The organism is Rhizobium sp. P28RR-XV (assembly GCF_012641385.1).
Classification (GTDB): domain Bacteria; phylum Pseudomonadota; class Alphaproteobacteria; order Rhizobiales; family Rhizobiaceae; genus Rhizobium.
In genome coordinates, this window is the sequence record NZ_JABAIG010000001.1 from 325,471 (window position 1) to 345,074 (window position 19,604).

Annotated in this window: 18 protein-coding genes; 15 read left to right on the forward strand and 3 right to left on the reverse strand. The window is 60.8% G+C overall.

The window, feature by feature from the left end; genetic code table 11:
• Positions 1-7: 7 nt before the first annotated feature.
• Entirely contained in the window at positions 8-952 is a 945-nt protein-coding gene (locus HGP12_RS01535; RefSeq protein WP_168838796.1) for a carbohydrate kinase family protein, read from the reverse strand.
• Between the two features lie 239 nt (positions 953-1,191).
• Here HGP12_RS01535 and recA point away from each other — a divergent pair, with 239 nt between their 5' ends.
• From recA to HGP12_RS01550, 3 genes are all read left to right on the forward strand, one after another.
• Entirely contained in the window at positions 1,192-2,277 is a 1,086-nt protein-coding gene (recA, locus tag HGP12_RS01540; RefSeq protein WP_112797567.1) for a recombinase RecA, read from the forward strand.
• A 172-nt stretch (positions 2,278-2,449) separates the two neighbouring features.
• Positions 2,450-5,110: an alanine--tRNA ligase gene (alaS, locus tag HGP12_RS01545; RefSeq protein ID WP_168838797.1), complete on the forward strand. Its 2,661-nt coding sequence runs from the start codon at positions 2,450-2,452 to the stop codon at positions 5,108-5,110.
• A gap of 136 nt (positions 5,111-5,246) precedes the next feature.
• Positions 5,247-6,098: a GyrI-like domain-containing protein gene (locus tag HGP12_RS01550; RefSeq protein ID WP_168838798.1), complete on the forward strand. Its 852-nt coding sequence runs from the start codon at positions 5,247-5,249 to the stop codon at positions 6,096-6,098.
• Positions 6,099-6,144: 46 nt separating this feature from the next.
• Here HGP12_RS01550 and HGP12_RS01555 read toward each other — a convergent pair whose 3' ends face one another.
• On the reverse strand, positions 6,145-6,771 hold the full coding sequence (locus tag HGP12_RS01555; RefSeq protein ID WP_168838799.1) for a glutathione S-transferase family protein: 627 nt from the start codon (positions 6,769-6,771) through the stop codon (positions 6,145-6,147).
• A gap of 119 nt (positions 6,772-6,890) precedes the next feature.
• The gene (locus HGP12_RS01560) at positions 6,891-8,105 is read right to left on the reverse strand and encodes an NADP-dependent isocitrate dehydrogenase (protein ID WP_168838800.1); all 1,215 of its coding nucleotides are present in this window, start codon (positions 8,103-8,105) and stop codon (positions 6,891-6,893) included.
• Between the two features lie 222 nt (positions 8,106-8,327).
• Here HGP12_RS01560 and HGP12_RS01565 point away from each other — a divergent pair, with 222 nt between their 5' ends.
• From HGP12_RS01565 to HGP12_RS01620, 12 genes are all read left to right on the forward strand, one after another.
• Positions 8,328-8,933: a hypothetical protein gene (locus HGP12_RS01565; protein WP_168838801.1), complete on the forward strand. Its 606-nt coding sequence runs from the start codon at positions 8,328-8,330 to the stop codon at positions 8,931-8,933.
• A 113-nt stretch (positions 8,934-9,046) separates the two neighbouring features.
• Complete coding sequence (locus HGP12_RS01570; protein ID WP_168838802.1) at positions 9,047-9,889, forward strand: RNA methyltransferase; 843 nt, start codon at positions 9,047-9,049, stop codon at positions 9,887-9,889.
• Entirely contained in the window at positions 9,870-10,670 is an 801-nt protein-coding gene (gene murI / locus HGP12_RS01575) for a glutamate racemase (protein ID WP_168838803.1), read from the forward strand. The genes HGP12_RS01570 and murI overlap by 20 nt, the downstream gene beginning before the upstream one ends.
• 2 nt (positions 10,671-10,672) lie before the next feature.
• The gene (locus HGP12_RS01580; RefSeq protein ID WP_168839163.1) at positions 10,673-11,137 is read left to right on the forward strand and encodes a GNAT family N-acetyltransferase; all 465 of its coding nucleotides are present in this window, start codon (positions 10,673-10,675) and stop codon (positions 11,135-11,137) included.
• Positions 11,138-11,222: 85 nt separating this feature from the next.
• Positions 11,223-12,368 (forward strand): alpha-hydroxy acid oxidase, encoded by a 1,146-nt coding sequence (locus HGP12_RS01585; protein WP_168838804.1) that lies wholly within the window; start codon positions 11,223-11,225, stop codon positions 12,366-12,368.
• 131 nt (positions 12,369-12,499) lie between these two features.
• Positions 12,500-14,017 (forward strand): ATP-binding protein, encoded by a 1,518-nt coding sequence (locus HGP12_RS01590; protein ID WP_168839164.1) that lies wholly within the window; start codon positions 12,500-12,502, stop codon positions 14,015-14,017.
• 231 nt (positions 14,018-14,248) lie between these two features.
• Positions 14,249-14,866 (forward strand): 30S ribosomal protein S4, encoded by a 618-nt coding sequence (gene rpsD, locus HGP12_RS01595; protein ID WP_149636283.1) that lies wholly within the window; start codon positions 14,249-14,251, stop codon positions 14,864-14,866.
• 72 nt (positions 14,867-14,938) lie between these two features.
• A complete protein-coding gene (locus tag HGP12_RS01600; RefSeq protein WP_168838805.1) occupies positions 14,939-15,868 on the forward strand; it encodes a glutaminase in 930 nt (309 codons plus the stop codon).
• 61 nt (positions 15,869-15,929) lie between these two features.
• Entirely contained in the window at positions 15,930-16,805 is an 876-nt protein-coding gene (gene ttcA, locus HGP12_RS01605) for a tRNA 2-thiocytidine(32) synthetase TtcA (protein WP_168838806.1), read from the forward strand.
• An 88-nt stretch (positions 16,806-16,893) separates the two neighbouring features.
• A complete protein-coding gene (locus HGP12_RS01610; RefSeq protein ID WP_168838807.1) occupies positions 16,894-17,721 on the forward strand; it encodes an inositol monophosphatase family protein in 828 nt (275 codons plus the stop codon).
• Between the two features lie 15 nt (positions 17,722-17,736).
• Positions 17,737-18,561 (forward strand): inositol monophosphatase family protein, encoded by an 825-nt coding sequence (locus HGP12_RS01615; protein ID WP_168838808.1) that lies wholly within the window; start codon positions 17,737-17,739, stop codon positions 18,559-18,561.
• Between the two features lie 108 nt (positions 18,562-18,669).
• Positions 18,670-19,599, forward strand: a complete 930-nt coding sequence (locus HGP12_RS01620; protein ID WP_168838809.1) for an adenylate/guanylate cyclase domain-containing protein — start codon at positions 18,670-18,672, stop codon at positions 19,597-19,599.
• The last annotated feature ends 5 nt before the right edge of the window (positions 19,600-19,604 follow it).

Here is a 19,604-nt window from a genome sequence, read left to right on the forward strand (position 1 = left end):
GCAGGCTTCATGACAGAATTTCGGCCTTGGGAACAAGGGCCAACATCGTCTTCAAGAGTTCCGGTGAGAGATTTTCGGCGGTAGCGAAGGGCGATTGTACAGTGATCGCGGCGGCTGCCGCGCCGTGGCGGACAGCCTCTGCGAGATCATGACTGGCAAGCAGGGCCGATAAAACGCCCGAGGCGAGCGAATCTCCCGCCCCGGTGACATCGGCGACATCGTCGACGATGGGCGGCTGCAGGCTGACGACGGCGTCGCGTGAAAAGGCGATCAGCTCGCGCTTGCCGCGCGTGATAACCCCGTTGCGCAGGCCGAGCGCGCGCAATCCGTTCACCCATTCGAGCGGGTCTTCCGGACGGCTTTCCGTCAGCGCGGCGGCCTCGGCTTCGTTGAGGAAAAGATGATCGATGCCGGCAAGGCTCGGCTTCAGCCGCACGACCTTCGCTGGCGAGATCGCGATGGCGGCGACTGGCTTGCCGCACAGAGCCGCTCTCGCCGCGATCGCAGCCAAGGTTTCGGCGGGCAGGTTGGCGTCGCAGAGAACGAGATCGGTCTCATCGAAGGCGTCGCGAACGGCGCGAATCGCCAGACGTCTCGGGACGAACAGCTTGTAGAGTTCCATGTCCGCAAGGGCGATGACAAGATTGCCGTCGTGTTCGAGGATCGCCGTATAGCTTGGCGTCTTGCGATCGAGGAAGACGAAGGGTCGGTCGTCGATGCCGGCGTGGCTTGCCGCTTCCGCCACCATTTCGCCCGAGGGATCGCCGCCGCGTGGCGAGATCAGCCGCACGTCGAAGCCGAGGCGGGCGAGATTTCGCGCCGCATTGAAGCCGCCGCCGCCAGGCTCTTCGAACCATGCGCCGGGATTGCTGGCGCCCGGCGCCGTCTCGCCGAAGATGCGGCCGCGCCGGTCGATATGGGCACCGCCGAGAACGAGAATCTTCTTCGCCATATGGTTTTCCTCAGCGGTCGAAAGGACGAATCGGACTGGTAGATAACATCTCGCAATTCACCGCCGCAGCCATGCAAGTGCCTGGGAAGAAAGAAGAAAACAAAAATAGAACGGAATTCATTTTACCTTTTTCTTTCAATTGCTTGTTGTGCCCTTGCGACAAGAGAACAAATAGAGTACAGAATTCTCATCGGCGGCGACATTGCTAGAGCGGCTTCAATAACCTAAAGGTGGATCGGATGTCTCAGAATTCTTTGCGGCTTGTAGAGGACAAATCGGTGGATAAAAGCAAGGCACTTGAAGCGGCACTCTCTCAAATTGAGCGGTCGTTCGGCAAGGGCTCGATCATGAAGCTCGGCTCTAACGAGAACGTGGTCGAAATCGAAACGGTTTCCACCGGCTCTCTGAGCCTCGATATTGCCCTCGGCATTGGCGGCTTGCCGAAGGGGCGCATCATCGAAATTTATGGACCGGAAAGTTCCGGTAAGACGACGCTCGCGCTGCAGACCATTGCCGAGGCCCAGAAGAAGGGCGGCATTTGCGCCTTTGTGGACGCAGAACATGCGCTCGATCCGGTCTATGCCCGCAAGCTCGGCGTCGACCTGCAGAACCTTCTGATCTCGCAGCCCGATACCGGCGAACAGGCACTTGAGATCACCGATACGCTGGTGCGTTCCGGCGCCGTCGACGTTCTCGTGGTCGACTCCGTCGCGGCATTGACGCCGCGCGCCGAAATAGAAGGCGAGATGGGCGATAGCCTGCCGGGCCTGCAAGCCCGCCTGATGAGCCAGGCGCTGCGCAAGCTCACGGCTTCGATCTCGAAATCCAAGACCATGGTGATCTTCATTAACCAGATCCGCATGAAGATCGGCGTCATGTTCGGCTCGCCGGAAACGACCACGGGCGGTAACGCGCTGAAGTTCTATGCTTCGGTTCGCCTCGATATCCGCCGCATCGGCGCCGTCAAGGAGCGCGAAGAGGTGATCGGCAACCAGACTCGCGTCAAGGTCGTCAAGAACAAGATGGCGCCTCCCTTCAAGCAAGTCGAGTTCGACATCATGTATGGCGAAGGCGTTTCCAAGACCGGCGAACTGGTCGATCTCGGCGTCAAGGCCGGCATTGTCGAAAAGTCCGGTGCCTGGTTCTCCTATAACAGCCAGCGCCTCGGCCAGGGCCGCGAGAATGCGAAAATCTTCCTGCGCGACAATCCTGATCTCTCGCGCGAAATCGAATTGTCGCTGCGCCAGAACGCCGGCCTGATCGCCGATCGCTTCCTGCAGAATGGCGGCCCCGATGCCGACGATGGCGACGCCTCTGGAGAATAAAAACTTCCGGGGGCAATCCCGGACTTGATGTGAGACTAAAATTCGAAACCGGCTGCATTGTCCAACGGATGTGCGGCCGGTTTTGTTCGTGCGGCTGGACAGCGCCGGGAGCGAACGATAAAAGCCACTGACTTTGACGCAAGTTGCTGAGCGCAGTACTGAAGGGCCTCATATGAGCGGTGTGAATGAAATCCGGTCGACCTTCCTCGACTACTTTAAGAAAAACGGCCACGAGATCGTGCCGTCGAGCCCGCTCGTACCGCGCAACGATCCGACATTGATGTTTACCAATGCGGGCATGGTGCAGTTCAAGAACGTGTTCACCGGCTTGGAGCAGCGTCCCTATACGACGGCTTCGACGGCACAGAAATGCGTTCGCGCCGGCGGCAAGCACAACGATCTCGACAATGTCGGCTACACCGCGCGCCACCACACCTTCTTCGAAATGCTCGGCAATTTCTCCTTTGGCGACTATTTCAAGGAGCGCGCCATCGAGCTCGCCTGGAACCTGATCACCAAGGAATTCGGCCTCGATGCCAAGCGCCTGCTCGTCACGGTCTATCATACCGATGACGACGCCTATAATCTCTGGAAGAAGATCGCTGGTCTTTCCGACGACAAGATCATCCGCATCGCCACCAGCGACAATTTCTGGGCGATGGGCGATACAGGCCCCTGCGGTCCCTGTTCCGAAATCTTCTACGACCATGGCGATCACATCTGGGGTGGTCCTCCGGGCTCTCCCGAAGAAGATGGCGACCGCTTCATCGAGATCTGGAATCTCGTCTTCATGCAGTTCGAGCAGATCACCAAGGAAGAGCGTGTCGACCTGCCGCGTCCGTCGATCGACACCGGCATGGGTCTCGAGCGCGTTGCCGCCGTCCTGCAGGGCAAGCATGACAATTACGATATCGACCTGTTCCGCGCCCTGATCGAAGCCTCGGAAGAGGCGACGGGCGTGAAGGCCGAGGGTGAGCATCGCGCCAGCCATCGCGTCATCGCCGATCACCTGCGCTCCTCCGCCTTCCTGATCGCCGACGGCGTGCTGCCGTCGAACGAAGGCCGCGGCTACGTGCTTCGCCGCATCATGCGCCGCGCCATGCGTCACGCGCAGCTGCTCGGCGCCAAGGAGCCGTTGATGTGGAAGCTGCTGCCGGCGCTCATCCAGCAGATGGGCCGCGCCTATCCGGAGCTGGGGCGTGCGGAAGCGCTGACATCCGAGACGCTGAAGCTTGAGGAGACTCGTTTCCGCAAGACGCTGGAACGCGGCCTGTCGCTGCTGAACGACGCAACCTCGACGTTGCACAAGGGCGACAGTCTCGACGGCGAAACCGCCTTCAAGCTCTATGACACCTACGGATTCCCGCTGGATCTGACGCAGGACGCGCTGCGCGCCCGCGGCATCGGCGTCGATATCTCCAGTTTCACCGATGCCATGGAGCGGCAGAAGGCCGAGGCTCGCTCGCACTGGACCGGCTCCGGGGATAAGGCGACCGAGACCATCTGGTTCGAGCTCAAGGAAAAGTTCGGCGCGACCGAATTCCTCGGCTACGACACGGAAACGGCCGAGGGCGTCATTCAGGCGATCGTGAGGGATGGCGTTGCCGTCGATAGCGCCTCCGCCGGCGACAAGGTGCAGATCGTCGTCAATCAGACGCCGTTCTACGGCGAGTCCGGCGGTCAGATGGGCGATACCGGCATAATCTCCGGCGACCACGGCAAGCTCACCGTAGGCGACACCCAGAAGAAGGGCGAAGGCCTTTTTGTCCACATTGCTGAGGTTTCCGCTGGTACGATCAAGGTCGGCGAGCCTGTGGTGCTGACGGTCGATCATGCCAGACGCTCGCGCCTGCGGGCCAACCATTCCGCCACCCATCTGTTGCATGAGGCTCTCCGCGAGGTGCTGGGCACGCATGTCGCGCAGAAGGGCTCTCTGGTTGCGCCTGAGCGCCTGCGCTTCGACGTGTCGCATCCGAAGCCGATGTCGGCCGAGGAGCTGAAGATCGTCGAGGATATGGCCAACGAGATCGTCCTGCAGAATTCGCCCGTTACGACCCGCCTGATGAGCGTCGACGATGCGATCGCGGAAGGCGCGATGGCTCTGTTCGGCGAGAAATACGGCGATGAAGTCCGCGTCGTGTCGATGGGGCAGGGTGTTCGCGGCGGCAAGGCCGGCAAAGCCTATTCCGTCGAGCTTTGCGGCGGCACGCACGTGTCCGCCACCGGCCAGATCGGTCTCGTGCGCATCCTCGGCGACAGCGCGGTCGGCGCTGGCGTGCGCCGTATTGAAGCCGTGACCGGCGTATCCGCGCGTGACTATCTCTCCGAGCAGGACGAGCGCGTGAAAAGCCTCGCCTCGACGCTGAAGGTTCAGCCCGCCGATGTCGTTTCCCGCGTCGAATCCCTGATGGAAGAGCGCCGCAAGCTGGAGCGCGAATTGGCCGATGCCAAGCGCAAGCTTGCCATGGGCGGCGGCCAAGGCGGCTCGGCCGACGCGGTGCGCGACGTCAATGGCGTCAAGTTCCTCGGCAAGCCCGTTTCCGGCGTCGATCCCAAGGATCTCAAGGGCCTGGCGGATGAAGCCAAGGCAAACCTCGGCTCCGGCGTGGTCGCACTGATCGGCGTCTCGGAGGATGGCAAGGCCAGCGCCGTCGTCGCCGTCACGGAAGATCTGACGAGCCGTTTCAGCGCCGTCGATCTCGTGCGCGTCGCTTCGGCAGCCCTCGGCGGCAAGGGCGGCGGCGGCCGTCCCGACATGGCCCAGGCCGGCGGCCCGGATGGCGCCAAGGCCGACGAAGCGATCGAGGCGATTGCTGCGGCACTCGCCGGCTAACGGTTTTATTTTCTTATGATAGCGAAAATGGCGGATGCTGCGGCATTCGCCATTTTTCTTTGTACCGGCAACTCCGCAGGATTTGTCAAATCGGGTTATGCTGTTGTCGGGCCGATCGATTTGCAAGGGGTTTGACATGACAGGCGGTACGGCTTGGACGCTTTACGAGACCCGGTTGCGGCGGGTTTCGGCCTATATCCACGAGCATCTGGATGACGAGTTCGATATGGAGAAACTCGCCGAGATCGCCTGCATGTCCAGCTATCACTGGCACAGGATCTACCGGGCGATCTATGGCGAGACGGCGGCGGCGACCGTCAAGCGGCTGCGGCTGCACCGTGCCGCGGGCGATCTCGTCAACACCCGTCTATCCGTCAGCGACATTGCAAAGCGGTCGGGCTATCCCAACCTCCAGTCGTTTAACCGCATCTTCAGATCCGTCTACGGCATGCCGCCGGCGCGATATCGGAATGAGGGAAGCCACACGATCTTCGAACCCAGGACTCAAGGAAGGATTACGGTCATGTTCGACGTTACGCTTCGCACCATTTCGCCAATGTCACTGATCGGTGTCGCCCATCGCGGCTCCTACATGCAGATCGACCAGGCTTTCGAAACCTTGTTCGGCACCATCTTTGCCCGCGGCTTAGCCGGGCTGGATATGCGCATGATCGGCGTCTATCTCGACGATCCCGATGTCGTAGAGGCGGACGAGCTGCGCTCCTATGCCTGCGTCACCGCAGGCGAGACTGTCACTGCCGATGCTCCGCTGGAGCGGCGCTCGCTCGACGGCGGTGAATATGCCGTGCTGCGCCACAAGGGACCCTATGCCAATATGCACAAGGCCTATCAGTGGCTCTATGCGCAATGGCTGCCGGCTTCCGGGCGGCAACTGCGCGATACCGTCATGTTCGAGGAATATATCAACAATCCGCGCGATGTGGCGCCGACGGAATTGTTGACGGATATTTATATGCCGCTGAAATAGCGGCATATCACTTCGATTGGGGATTTCCTCCTAATACCCTGTATCTTCAGGCATTAGCCGGCTTCGGCATGGCCGCATTGTCGATCTCGTTGCCGCGGCGATAGGCGTCGCGGTCGCTGACTCGGCTCCAGTAGTCGATGAAAGCTGGTCGCTTTTCGATCGTCCCGAAATTAAGGCCGTAGCCGACATGCGAGCCGACATAGACATCGGCGGCGGTAAAGCGATCGCCAGCGATGAAAGGCGAGGTCGTGACGGCGTGCTCCATGGCATCAAGCACACTTGCGAAGCTGCCGCAGCCGGCCATGCGCAGGCGTTCCGGCGGGACTTCGAAGCCGAGGGCGCGATTGGTGATCGCCATTTCGAACGGCCCCGCGGCAAAGAACATCCAGCGGAAATAGGGGCCGCGCTCGGCCGCTGTCGGGGCAAGACCTGCCTGGGGGAAGGTTTCGGCGAGATAAGCGCAGATGGCGGCACCTTCGGTGACGACGGTATCGCCATGCTTGATAGCCGGCACCTTGCCCATGGGGTTGACCGCCAGATATTCGGGCGCCTTCATCGTGGTACCGTAGTCGAGATACTCGGTGCGGTATGGCTGGCCGATCTCTTCGAGCATCCAGCGGGCGATGCGTCCTCGCGACATCGGGTTGGTATAGAAAACGAGTTCCTCGGCCATCTGTCTCTCCCTTTTGTTGCGCGCATTGTTGCCATCGGTTTGCTGCGGCGGCAAGATTTCGGGCAAAAGAAAACCCGGCGCTGAGGCCGGGTTTTCGCATGTTCCTACGTCGGCTAGGCTTAGGCAGCCATGGCCTTCTTGAGGTTTTCGTCGATCTTGTCGAGGAAGGCAGTGGTCGAGAGCCACGGCTGGTCGGGGCCGATCAGCAGCGCCAGGTCCTTGGTCATATAGCCGGCTTCGACGGTATCGACGCAGACCTTTTCCAGCGTTGCGGCGAACTTGGCGAGTTCGGCGTTGTCGTCGAGCTTGGCGCGATGCGCGAGGCCGCGGGTCCAGGCGAAGATCGAGGCGATCGAGTTCGTCGAGGTTTCCTGGCCCTTCTGGTGCTGACGGTAGTGACGAGTCACCGTGCCGTGCGCGGCTTCGGCTTCGACCGTCTTGCCATCCGGCGTCAAGAGAACCGAGGTCATCAGGCCGAGCGAGCCGAAGCCCTGGGCAACCGTGTCGGACTGAACGTCGCCGTCGTAGTTCTTGCAGGCCCAGACGTAGCCGCCGGACCACTTCAGGGCGGAAGCGACCATATCGTCGATCAGGCGATGTTCGTAGGTGATGCCGGCTTCGTCGAACTGAGCCTTGAACTCGTTCTGGTAGACTTCTTCGAAGATGTCCTTGAAGCGACCGTCATAGGCCTTGAGGATGGTGTTCTTGGTCGACAGGTAGACCGGCCACTTGCGCATCAGGCCGTACATCATCGAGGCGCGGGCGAATTCGCGGATCGACTCGTCAAGGTTATACATGGCCATCGCGACGCCGGCGCCCGGAGCATCGAAGACTTCTTTCTCGATGACCGCGCCGTCTTCGCCGACGAACTTGATGGTCAGCTTGCCCTTGCCGGGGAACTTGAAATCGGTGGCGCGGTACTGGTCGCCGAAGGCGTGACGGCCGACGACGATAGGCTTGGTCCAACCCGGAACCAGGCGTGGTACGTTCTTGCAGATGATCGGCTCGCGGAAGATGACGCCGCCGAGGATGTTGCGGATCGTGCCGTTCGGGCTCTTCCACATCTGCTTGAGGTTGAATTCCTTGACGCGGTCTTCGTCCGGCGTGATCGTCGCGCACTTGATGCCGACACCGTGCTTCTTGATGGCGTTGGCGGCATCGACGGTGACCTGGTCGTTGGTGGCGTCGCGGTTTTCGACCGAGAGGTCGTAATAGTCGATATCGATATCGAGGTAGGGGTAGATCAATTTGTCTTTGATAAACTGCCAGATGATGCGAGTCATTTCATCGCCATCGAGATCGGCAACGGGGTTAGCGACCTTGATCTTCTTCATACTTCTGCCTCGTTTAAGCTGATGGGACCGGATGGTCCTGTGGTGAATGTGAAGTCCCGAGCGCTATAACACCGCAAGCCCCGAACGCAAAGCCGATAGAGCCTCAGACATCGCGTTTTTGATCACTCGTGGCATCACCCGCTTTTTGCCATCCGGCCATTGCCAAAGCGGTCGATGGGACTAATGTCGCGGGTGTTTTGCCTGTTATTACGGAATCATGTCATGCAGAAATTTGCCGCACCCGCGCTTGCCTTCACGCTCTTTCAGTTCTCTTTTGGCGCACATTTGGCACTGGCCGCCGATGCGACGACGCCCGTCAAGGCCATTATGGACGCGACCGTTTCGAACTGGGCGGGTGGGGACAGCGACTGGCAGGATATCTTCGATGAGAGCAAGCTCAAGGATATCTACAGCAAGGATTTCGCGGCGAAATATCAGGCGGCCGCCCAGTTTCCGGCGGCCGATGAGGATGGCATTTCGCCGTTCGACTATGACGTCATCGTCAATGCTCAGGACGCCTGTCCGCTGGAGGACGTGAAGATCGCCGCCCAGCCGCCGAAGAACAATGTCACGGAGGTGTTGACGATCTTCAAGAAATCAACCTGCATGGGATCGGATGCCGATTCTCAGAAGGTGACGACGGTGCGCTTCGAGGTCATCGAGGAAGGCGGACGGCCCGTCGTGGACGATATCGTCACCAACGACGATAACGGCAATCCGAGTTCGCTCAAGAGCGTGATGCAGGATCTCGTCAAGCAACAGCAGCAACAGCCGTCCGATCAGCAACAGCAGCCGACGGATCAGCAGAAGCCGGCAAATCCGCAATAGCGGGTGCGGTTCGCTTAGCCAGTGACGCGCAAAAACCTTGCCGATCGGCTGATGTCTCGCTATTGCGACCCATGATTTGCGCGAGAAGGTTCGCGCGCGGAGAGCAAGACATCATGGCAGGCACGAACAGCGAGCGTCCACTTCTGGCCGAAGGGCCGGCCATCATTCTGGTCGAGCCGCAGATGGGCGAGAACATCGGCATGGTGGCGCGTGCCATGGCGAATTTCGGGCTTGTCGAGCTGCGCCTCGTCAATCCGCGCGATGGCTGGCCGAACGAGAGGGCGCAGGCAACCGCCTCGAAGGCTGATCATATCATCGAGGCGACGAAGGTTTACGAGACGCTGGAGCAGGCGATCGCTGATCTTAATTTTATCTATGCGACGACGGCACGGGAACGGGACGGCTACAAGCCGGTGCGTTCGCCTGTCGTTGCGGCCGAGACCCTTCGCGCCCGATTCAAAGCGGGCGAGGGCACCGGCATTCTCTTCGGGCGCGAGCGCTGGGGCTTGACGAACGAAGAGGTGGCGCTGGCCGACGAGATCGTCACCTTTCCCGTCAATCCGGCCTTCGCCTCGCTGAATATCGCTCAAGCCGTGTTGCTGATGTCCTATGAGTGGATGAAGTCGGGCATGGAAGATCTGGGCGCCGTGCCTTTCCAGGCGCTCGAGCAACGGCCTTCGACGAAAGATCAGCTTTTTGGCCTCTTCGAACAGCTCGAGGAGGCGCTGGATGCCCGCAATTATTTCCATCCCGCCGGGAAAAAGCCGAAAATGGTCGACAATCTCCGGGCTGTCCTCTCGCGCCGGGCGTTCACCGAACAGGAAATCAGCGTCTTGCGCGGTGTGATCTCGTCTCTCGACCGCTTCACGCGAAAATCTCCGCGCGGCAGCGGCTCGCATCCCCGATCCTCCAAGGCACCCAAGGAAACCACCAGCGATGACAGCAGCGGCGAATGAGCTGAAACCGGTCCTGGTATTCGATTCAGGGATCGGCGGTTTGACCGTGCTGCGCGAGGCGCGGGTGCTGATGCCCGAGCGCGGTTTCATCTATATCGCTGATGATGCCGGTTTTCCCTATGGCAGCTGGGAAGAGCAGGCGTTGAAGGAGCGCATCGTCGATCTCTTCGCAAAGCTGCTCGTTCAATATGATCCGGAAGTCTGCATCATCGCCTGCAACACGGCTTTCACGCTTGCAGGTGCCGATTTGCGCGCCGCTTTTCCGCAGATGACGTTCGTGGGCACGGTGCCGGCGATCAAGCCGGCGGCCGAGCGGACCCGCTCGGGCCTTGTTTCCGTGCTGGCGACGCCGGGTACGGTCAAGCGCGCTTACACGCGCGATCTCATCCAGTCCTTCGCCACTCAATGCCATGTGCGGCTTGTCGGATCGCAGGACTTAGCGCGCCTGGCTGAAGCCTATATTCGCGGCGATGTCCTCGGTGACGAGGCTGTCATGACCGAGATCGAGCAGTGCTTTGTCGAGATGGATGGCCGCAAGACCGATATCGTCGTACTGGCCTGCACCCATTATCCGTTCATGGCCAATATCTTCCGCCGGCTCGCGCCATGGCCGGTCGACTGGCTCGATCCCGCAGAGGCGATCGCAAGGCGTGCCCGCAGCCTGGTGCCGCAGGTGGCTGATGCCGTCCATCCCGACAATTTCGACTTTGCGGTCTTCACCTCCGGTGCGCCGGATTTCTCCACCCGCCGGCTGATGCAAGGTTTTGGGCTCAAGGCTTGATGATGACTGACAAGGTTTCGTTGCGTAAACTCGATCTCGCGGACATGCCGGCGGCTGCGGCCGTTCATCGCGCGTCCTTCAACGAACGGCTGCCGACGCTTGCCGGGCTTCATACGCCGGAAGAGGATATCGGCTTCTGGAGCGCCGTCGTTTTCAAGGATTGCCAGATCTGGGGCGCAGAAGAGGGCGGCCGCCTTGTCGGCGTCATCGCCTTCCTCGAGGATTGGATCGATCAGCTCTACATTCTGCCGGAAGCGCAGCGGCGCGGCATCGGCAGCCGCCTGCTCGATATCGCCAAATCGACCTATCCGACGCTTTCGCTCTGGACGTTCCAGAGAAACGTACCCGCGCGCCGCTTTTACGAAAAGCACGGCTTCTTCGTGGTTGACGAGTCGGACGGGGCAGGCAATGAGGAAAGAGAGCCGGATATGCTTTACAAATGGGAAGCACGCCTGCACCGGTTGTAGTTCAAGACCGGACTGAGCGGTGGAATATTGGGAGGTCGATATTTGATGTCTTTTGAGAATGATTGCAGTGTTGTCGAGGCAAGCCATGCGTCTGCGTGAGTGCCACAACTTCCATGATTTTCGTCTCCTCGCGAAAAAGCGTCTTCCCGGCCCGATCTTCAACTATATCGACGGCGCAGCCGACGACGAGGTGACGTTGCGGCGGAACACGTCGAGCTTCGAGAGCTGCGATCTCGTTCCCAACGTCCTGCGTGGGGTCAGCGAGGTCGACATGTCTGTCACCGTCATGGGACAAAAGCTCGCGACCCCTTTTTATTGCTCGCCGACGGCGTTGCAGCGGCTGTTCCATCATCAGGGCGAGAACGCGGTCGCTGCCGCAGCGTCCTCGCTCGGCACCATGTTCGGCGTTTCCTCGCTCGGCACCGTCAGCCTCGAGGAAATCCGCAAGAAGCATCCCGGCCCGCAGGTCTATCAATTCTATTTCCACAGGGATCGCGGGCTGAACCGCACGATGATGGAGCGGGCAAAGGAAGCCGGCGTCAACGTGATGATGTTGACGGTCGACAGCATCACCGGCGGCAATCGCGAGCGCGATCTTCGCACGGGATTTTCCATTCCGTTCAAGCTCAACCTCGCGGGCCTTACCCAGTTCGCCATAAAGCCCGCCTGGGCGCTGAACTACGTCACGCATGAGAAATTCCGCCTGCCGCAGCTGGATGAACATGTGGATATGAGCGGTGGCGCCATGTCGATCGGCAAATATTTCACCGAGATGCTCGATCCGTCGATGAACTGGAACGATGTTGCCGAGATGGTGAAGCACTGGAACGGGCAGTTCTGCCTGAAGGGCGTGATGTCGGTCGAGGATGCCAAGCGCGCGGTCGATATCGGATGCACGGGCATCGTGCTTTCGAACCATGGCGGACGCCAGCTGGACGGCTCGCGCGCGGCATTCGATCAGCTGGCTGAGATCGTCGATGCCGTGGGTCACCGTATCGATGTCATGATGGATGGCGGCGTGCAGCGCGGCACGCATGTGCTGAAGGCGTTGTCGCTCGGCGCCAAGGCAGTCGGTCTCGGCCGCTTCTATCTCTATCCGCTGGCCGCTGCCGGTCAGGCGGGCGTGGAACGCGCGCTCAGGCATCTGCGCACCGAGGTCGAGCGCGACATGAAGCTGATGGGCTGCACCTCGGTCAGCCAGTTATCGCGGGCCAATCTGCGGTTCAGATAGGTCTCGCAATCGCCTGTGGGTTTTTGCAATCCACGGGCGCGAAGCTTAGAAATCTTTGCTAGACGGAGGCACGTCCTTTCAGAAAAGATGGGACGAATCCGCGTTTGATTCTAGAAGACAGGGGAAGTGCATTGCAGGTCGGCATCGACATGGGAACGGCGTCCGGCGGGACCAGCGCCCAGCTCGATATCGAGGAGCTGCTGGCGACGCGTCTCCTGGTGCAGGGCAATTCCGGCTCCGGAAAATCGCATCTGTTGCGACGGCTGCTGGAGCAATCCGCGCAATGGGTGCAGCAGGTCATCATCGATCCCGAGGGCGATTTCGTCACGCTGGCCGACAAGTTCGGGCATGTGGTCGTAGACGGTGAGCGCACGGAAGCCGAGCTTGCCGGTATCGCCAACCGCATCCGCCAGCATCGCGTCTCCTGCGTTCTGACGTTGGAAGGGCTCGATATCGAGCAGCAGATGCGCGCTGCCGCCGCCTTCCTGAACGGCATGTTCGATGCCGATCGTGAATTCTGGTATCCGGTTCTGGTCGTGGTCGACGAGGCGCAGATGTTTGCGCCGTCGGTCGGTGGCGACGTCTCGGAAGATGCGCGCAAGATGTCGCTCGGGGCCATGACCAATCTGATGTGCCGCGGACGAAAGCGCGGTCTTGCCGGCGTCATCGCCACGCAGCGTCTGGCGAAGCTCGCCAAGAACGTTGCGGCCGAGGCCTCCAACTTCCTCATGGGCCGCACCTTCCTCGATATCGACATGGCCCGCGCCGCCGACCTCCTCGGCATGGATCGCAGGCAGGCGGAAATGTTCCGCGACCTGAAGCGCGGCAATTTCGTCGCGCTCGGGCCGGCACTCTCGCGCCGGCCGCTGCCGATCACCATCGGCACGGTGGAGACCTCGGCGCGTTCCTCCAGCCCGAAGCTGATGCCGCTGCCGGATGCGCCGCAGGATGTCGAAGATCTGATCTTCACGCCGGATCCGGAAGAGTTTACGCGCGCCGTTGTTCGCCGCACCACGCCGGCACCGCGCCCGACGACCGATATTCTGGCTGAGCTTTCCCGTTCCGTGCCGACGGCAAGCCCGGCGCCCGCGGAGCCGAAGGTCAGCCAACCGGAACTATCGAGCGAGGATCGCGAGGCGAGGGTGAGCGCCGTCCTCTCCGAAATCCTCGACGATCCGGCCTCGGGATTCCGCACGGATGCTGTGCTCTACCAGGAATTTCTCGTGCGGTTGCGCATGCGCCGCGTTCCCGGCGCGCCCATGAGCCTGTCGGAGTTTCGCCGCCGCGTGGCGATTGCCCGCTCTGGCGCGGATGAGGAGGTCATGGCGACCGATCAGTGGACAACGGCGCTCGTGCTCTCCTCCAGCGTCACAGACGACCTGCAGGGCGTCTTCCTGATGCTGGCCAAGGCCGCCATCAGCGGTGAGCCGTGCCCATCTGATGCCCGCATCGCCCGTGCCTACGGCACGCATTCGGCGCGCCGCGCCCGGCGTCTCCTCAGCTATTTCGAGGAACAGGGCAGCGTCGTCGTCCACACGGATTTCTCCGGCAAGCGTATCGTTGCCTTCCCGGATATGGGTTCACAGACCGCGCCCGGCGATGCCAATGCGCCTGATCTGGACGGCGGCGAGCAGGCGGCGGCGGAATAGCTGTCGTATTCTCTGCAAAGCGCGTCCGGCGCTGTTGACATTTTCATGACGACCCCTTAGAGACCGCCCCAACGCCGGGCAGAAATGTCCGGTGTTTCATTTGACATGTCCCGTGGCTCCTCCATTCGCTAATGTGAGAAGCCTGTCAGAGCTCGAAAACGGAGTTCAGAGGAGGGCGTGTTTCCTTCGCGGTTCGGCAACGGGCCGCATAACAGTTTGAAAGGAAATGCGATGAGCAAGCGCGAATCGTCCAAGTACAAAATTGACCGCCGCATGGGCGAGAACATCTGGGGTCGTCCGAAGTCCCCGGTAAACCGTCGCGAATACGGCCCGGGCCAGCATGGCCAGCGCCGCAAGGGCAAGCTTTCCGACTTCGGCGTGCAGTTGCGCGCCAAGCAGAAGCTGAAGGGCTACTACGGCGACCTGCGTGAAAAGCAGTTCCGCGCCACCTTCGACGAAGCTAACCGCCGCAAGGGCGATACCTCGGAGAACCTGATCGGCCTGCTCGAATCGCGCCTCGACGCGATCGTTTACCGCGCCAAGTTCGTTCCGACCGTCTTCGCTGCCCGTCAGTTCGTCAACCATGGCCACGTCACGGTAAACGGCGTTCGCGTCAACATCGGTTCCTACCGCTGTAAGGCTGGCGACGTCATCGAAGTTCGCGAAAAGTCGAAGCAGCTCGTGATCGTCCTGGAATCGGTTGGTCTCGCTGAGCGTGACGTTCCGGACTACATCGAAGCCGATCACAACAAGATGGTTGCGACCTTCGCTCGCGTTCCGACGCTTGCCGACGTGCCTTACGCCGTCGTCATGGAACCGCAGCTGGTCGTCGAATTCTATTCGCGTTAATAAGCGGATAACTTTCTTGATGAATGAAAAAGCCGCTCGGTTCGAGCGGCTTTTTTGTCTTTGGAGCGCCTCATGACGGATTTGCAGGCTATTCTCGACGGCATTCATGCTGAGCTTTCGCCGCGCATCGGCGAGGGCAAGGTTGCCGATTATATTCCGGAACTGGCAAAGATCGATCCGAAACAATTCGGCATGGCGATCGCTACGGTTGACGGTGACGTCTACAGTATCGGCGACGCCGGCGTTTCCTTCTCCATCCAGAGTATCTCCAAGGTCTTCATGCTGACCTTGGCGCTCGGCAAGGTCGGGGAAAGCCTCTGGAAGCGTGTAGGACGCGAACCGTCCGGCACGGCCTTCAACTCCATCGTCCAGCTGGAGCGCGAAGAGGGCATTCCGCGCAATCCCTTCATCAACGCGGGTGCTATCGCCATCAGCGATATCGTTCTGGCGGGGCACGAGCCGCGCGAGGCGATCGGCGAGCTGTTGCGCTTCGTGCGCTATGTCGCCGACGACGAAGCGATCAGTATCGACGACAAGGTCGCGCGTTCGGAGACGCAGACAGGCTATCGCAATTTAGCGCTCGCCAATTTCATGCGCGCCTATGGCAATCTCCACCATCCGGTCGAGCATGTGCTCGGCGTCTATTTCCATCAATGCGCGCTTTCGATGAGCTGCCAGCAGCTTGCCAAGGCGGGGCTCTATCTCGCCGCACGCGGCAGCAACCCGATCACCGGGCATTCCGTCGTCTCGCCGAAGCGGGCGCGGCGCATCAATGCGCTGATGCTGACCTGCGGTCATTACGACGGCTCCGGCGACTTCGCCTATCATGTCGGCCTGCCGGGCAAGAGCGGTGTCGGCGGCGGTATTCTGGCAGTGGCGCCGGGCATCGGCTCGATCGCCGTCTGGTCACCGGGGCTAAACAAGGTCGGCAATTCGCAGCTTGGCGCGGTGGCGCTGGAAATGCTGGCAGCGCGCACGGGCTGGTCCGTGTTCGGCGATTGATACCCATGTCTTCTCGTGCCGCTTTCTGCTATCAGCGTGGCGAGACGCAAGGAATGACGGAATGAATATCGCGACTGTTGTCACGGACGAAATCGATATCGAGGCGGAGGACGGTGGCCCCGGCGTGCATCCGATGTTCCTCGATGCGCCGCGATCGGTTTCCTTCAACAAGCTGCGCAAGCGCCTGTTGCGGCAGGTGCGTCAGGCAATGGATGATTTCCAGATGCTGAAGGGTCAGAAGCGCTGGCTCGTCGGCCTGTCGGGCGGCAAGGATTCCTATGGTCTTTTGGCGCTGCTGCTCGATCTGAAATGGCGCGGTCTGCTGCCGGTGGAGCTGATCGCCTGCAATCTCGATCAGGGCCAGCCGAATTTCCCGAAGCATATTCTGCCCGAATATCTGACAAAGATCGGTGTCGAGCATCGCATCGAGTATCGCGACACCTACTCGATCGTGAAGGAGAAGGTGCCGGAGGGCGCCACCTATTGTTCGCTCTGTTCGCGCCTGCGCCGCGGCAATCTCTACCGCATCGCCCGCGAGGAGGGTTGCGATGCGCTGGTGCTTGGCCATCACCGCGAGGATATTCTCGAAACCTTCTTCATGAACTTCTTCCATGGGGGCCGGCTGGCTTCCATGCCGGCAAAGCTTCTCAATGACGAAGGCGATCTGATGCTGTTGCGGCCGCTCGCCTATGCGGCTGAGGACGACCTCGCCAAGTTCGCCGCGGCGATGCAGTTTCCGATCATTCCCTGCGATCTCTGCGGCTCGCAGGATGGACTGCAGCGCAATGCCATGAAGGACATGCTTGCCGATATCGAGCGGCGCATGCCGGGCCGCAAGGATACGATGCTGCGTGCGCTGGCGCATGTGAATCCGTCTCATCTGCTCGACCCGAAACTCTTTGATTTCGCTGGTTTGATGACTGGCGGGTCTCGATAGGACGAACCGACTGAGATTAATTGGTTTTGCCACACCACCGTCATCGAATCGGGCATAAGAGGAGGCCCTTCCAGAGCAAAGGCCTCCGATGACGTTCTCCGATACAGATTTTGACCACCTGATGACGATCGTTGCTGAAGCGGCGGCGCAGGAAATCCTCCCGCGCTTCCGCAACCTGGCCGCAGGCGACATATCGGAAAAGACCTCGGCCATAGATCTTGTGACCGAGGCCGATCTGCTGGCCGAAAAACATATCACCGCGGCGCTGAAGGCGCGTTTCCCGGCTGCCCTTATCGTGGGCGAGGAGGCCTATGAGGCCGACAAGTCGGTCGTGCCCGCTCTCGCGCATGCGGAGCTGGCCTTCGCCATCGATCCGGTGGATGGAACCTTCAATTTCGCTGCCGGCCTGCCGGTATTCGGCACAATATTGGCTGTTGTCGCCAATGGTGAGACCATCGGCAGCATCATCCATGATCCTGTGCTGGGCGACACTGTTACCGCCATGAAGGGTTCGGGTACTTTCCTGCGCCGGCGGATGGGACAGGAAAGGCGGCTTTCCGTTGCCGCCCCCGCTCCTTTGAGCGCCATGACGGGCGCCATATCCTGGGGACATATGGAGGAGCCGGACAGGTCCCGCATCAGCGCCAATCTGTCGAAGACCCGCATGGCATTCTCGCTGAATTGCTCGGCTTACGAATATTGGATGGTGGCATCAGGCAAATGGCATTTCATCGGCCATTCCAAGCTGATGCCGTGGGATCATCTTGCCGGCGCGCTGGCCCACCAGGAGGCCGGCGGCCATACCGCCAAATTCGATGGCACGCCCTACAGGCCCGGCGAAACGACAGGCGGCATTATTTCCGCGCCGGATGAGGAAAGCTGGTGGGCGATCCGCCGCGACATCATCGGCGCCTGACAGAAAGGATAAAGCATGACATCGCTCGTTGACGTTACCACTCTTGCTCACGTGCTGCGCCGCGCGGCACAGACGGAGATACTGCCGCGTTTCCGCAGGCTTGGCAGCGACGATATCCGCGCCAAGAGCGAGGCGACCGATCTGGTGACGGAAGCCGACGAGCGTGCCGAGCAAATGATAAGGGCCGAGGTTTCGCGGCTGTGGCCAGAGGCGCTGTTCGTCGGCGAGGAATCGGTCGCGGCGGACCCGGCGCTGCTTGAGAAGCTGGCGGATGCCGATCTCGCCATCATCGTCGATCCGGTCGACGGCACGTTCAATTTCGCAGCCGGCATTCCGGCCTTCGGCGTCATGGCTTCGGTCGTTTCCAAGGGGGAAACGATCGCCGGCATCATCTTCGATCCGATGGGCGACGATTGGGTGATGGCGGAGCGCGGCAGCGGTGCGTGGCTGCGCCGGCCTGATGGAGAGATGCTGCGTCTGAACACGGCCCAACCGGTCGCAATGGAAGAGATGGTCGGCATGGCGGCCACCGGCTTCCTGCCCAAGGAAAAGCGCGCCGAGATCATGGGTAATCTTGCCAAGGTGCGCTACACGACTTGCTATCGATGTGCGGCGCATGAGTATCGCACGCTTGCCGGCGGCTATGTGCACTATCTCATGTACAACAAGCTGATGCCCTGGGATCATTTGGCGGGATCGCTGATCTCCCAGGAAGCGGGCGCCTATGTCCGCCGTTTCGACGGATCGCACTATCTGCCGCATCACCTCGATGGCGGGCTGCTGGTTGCGGTGGACAAGGATACGTGGGAATTGCTGCGGCGTGAGGTCTTCACCGTCTAAGCGGGTCGATTGCCGAGAATGCCCCACTTGGAAAGTGGCACCTGGAAGGCTATCTTTGCTGCAACAGGCAAGAGCCTTGGTCGGCGCTTGCCGCGAGGATGAAGACGAATGTCCGAGACGAGCCGCAAGCTGACCACCATCTTCTGCGCCGACGTGCAGGATTACTCGCGCCTGATGGGGAAAGACGAGGAGGGGACGCTTTCGACCCTTCGCCGTTACCGCGAGGCGATGAAAAGGCTGATCGAGGCGCATGGCGGCCGGGTGATCAATACCTGGGGCGACGGCGTCTTTGCCGAATTTCCCAGTGTTGTCGAAGCATTGCGCGCGGCAATTGATACGCAGAATGAGCTAGCCGGTTACAATGCCGCAAGCGATCCGGACAAGCAGATGCTTTTCCGCATCGGGCTCAATCTCGGCGACGTGATCGCCGATGGCGACGATCTCTATGGCGACGGCGTCAATATCGCCGCCCGGCTGCAGTCGCGTGCTGTTCCGGGCGGTATCGTCATCTCCAACACGGTCTACGATCAGGTGCGCAACAAGGTGGCGGTCGGCTTCGATTTTCTCGGTCAGCTCGACGTCAAGAACATCGAGGGCGGTGTGCCGAGCTACGCGGTGAGGATCGGCGGCGTGCAGGTCGTCGACACCACATCCGACTATCGCTCGACTCCGGAGCCGCCTCCTGCGCGGGCGCCCGAAGCGGTTATGCAGGAACCCGCGCTGCAAGACTGGCGGCGGAGCTATGGCGGGATGTTCGTCGTCTGCATCGGTCTCGCCATACTCAACGGGCTGACTTGGCACGGCGAGTTCTGGGCCAAATGGCCCATACTCGCTATTCTATGGTTTGCGGCGTTCCGCTACGTTCGCAGCAACAGACAGATCGATATGGCGATTGCCAGCCTTGTCATCACCGGCATCGGCATCGTCGCCATCAATTTTTTCACCTGGCACGGAACGCCCTGGGCGATGTGGCCGCTTTTCGGGCTTGCTATTGCCGCTGCGGTGCGTTGGGTCAGCCGGCCTCGCAGCGGCGCATAAGGAAG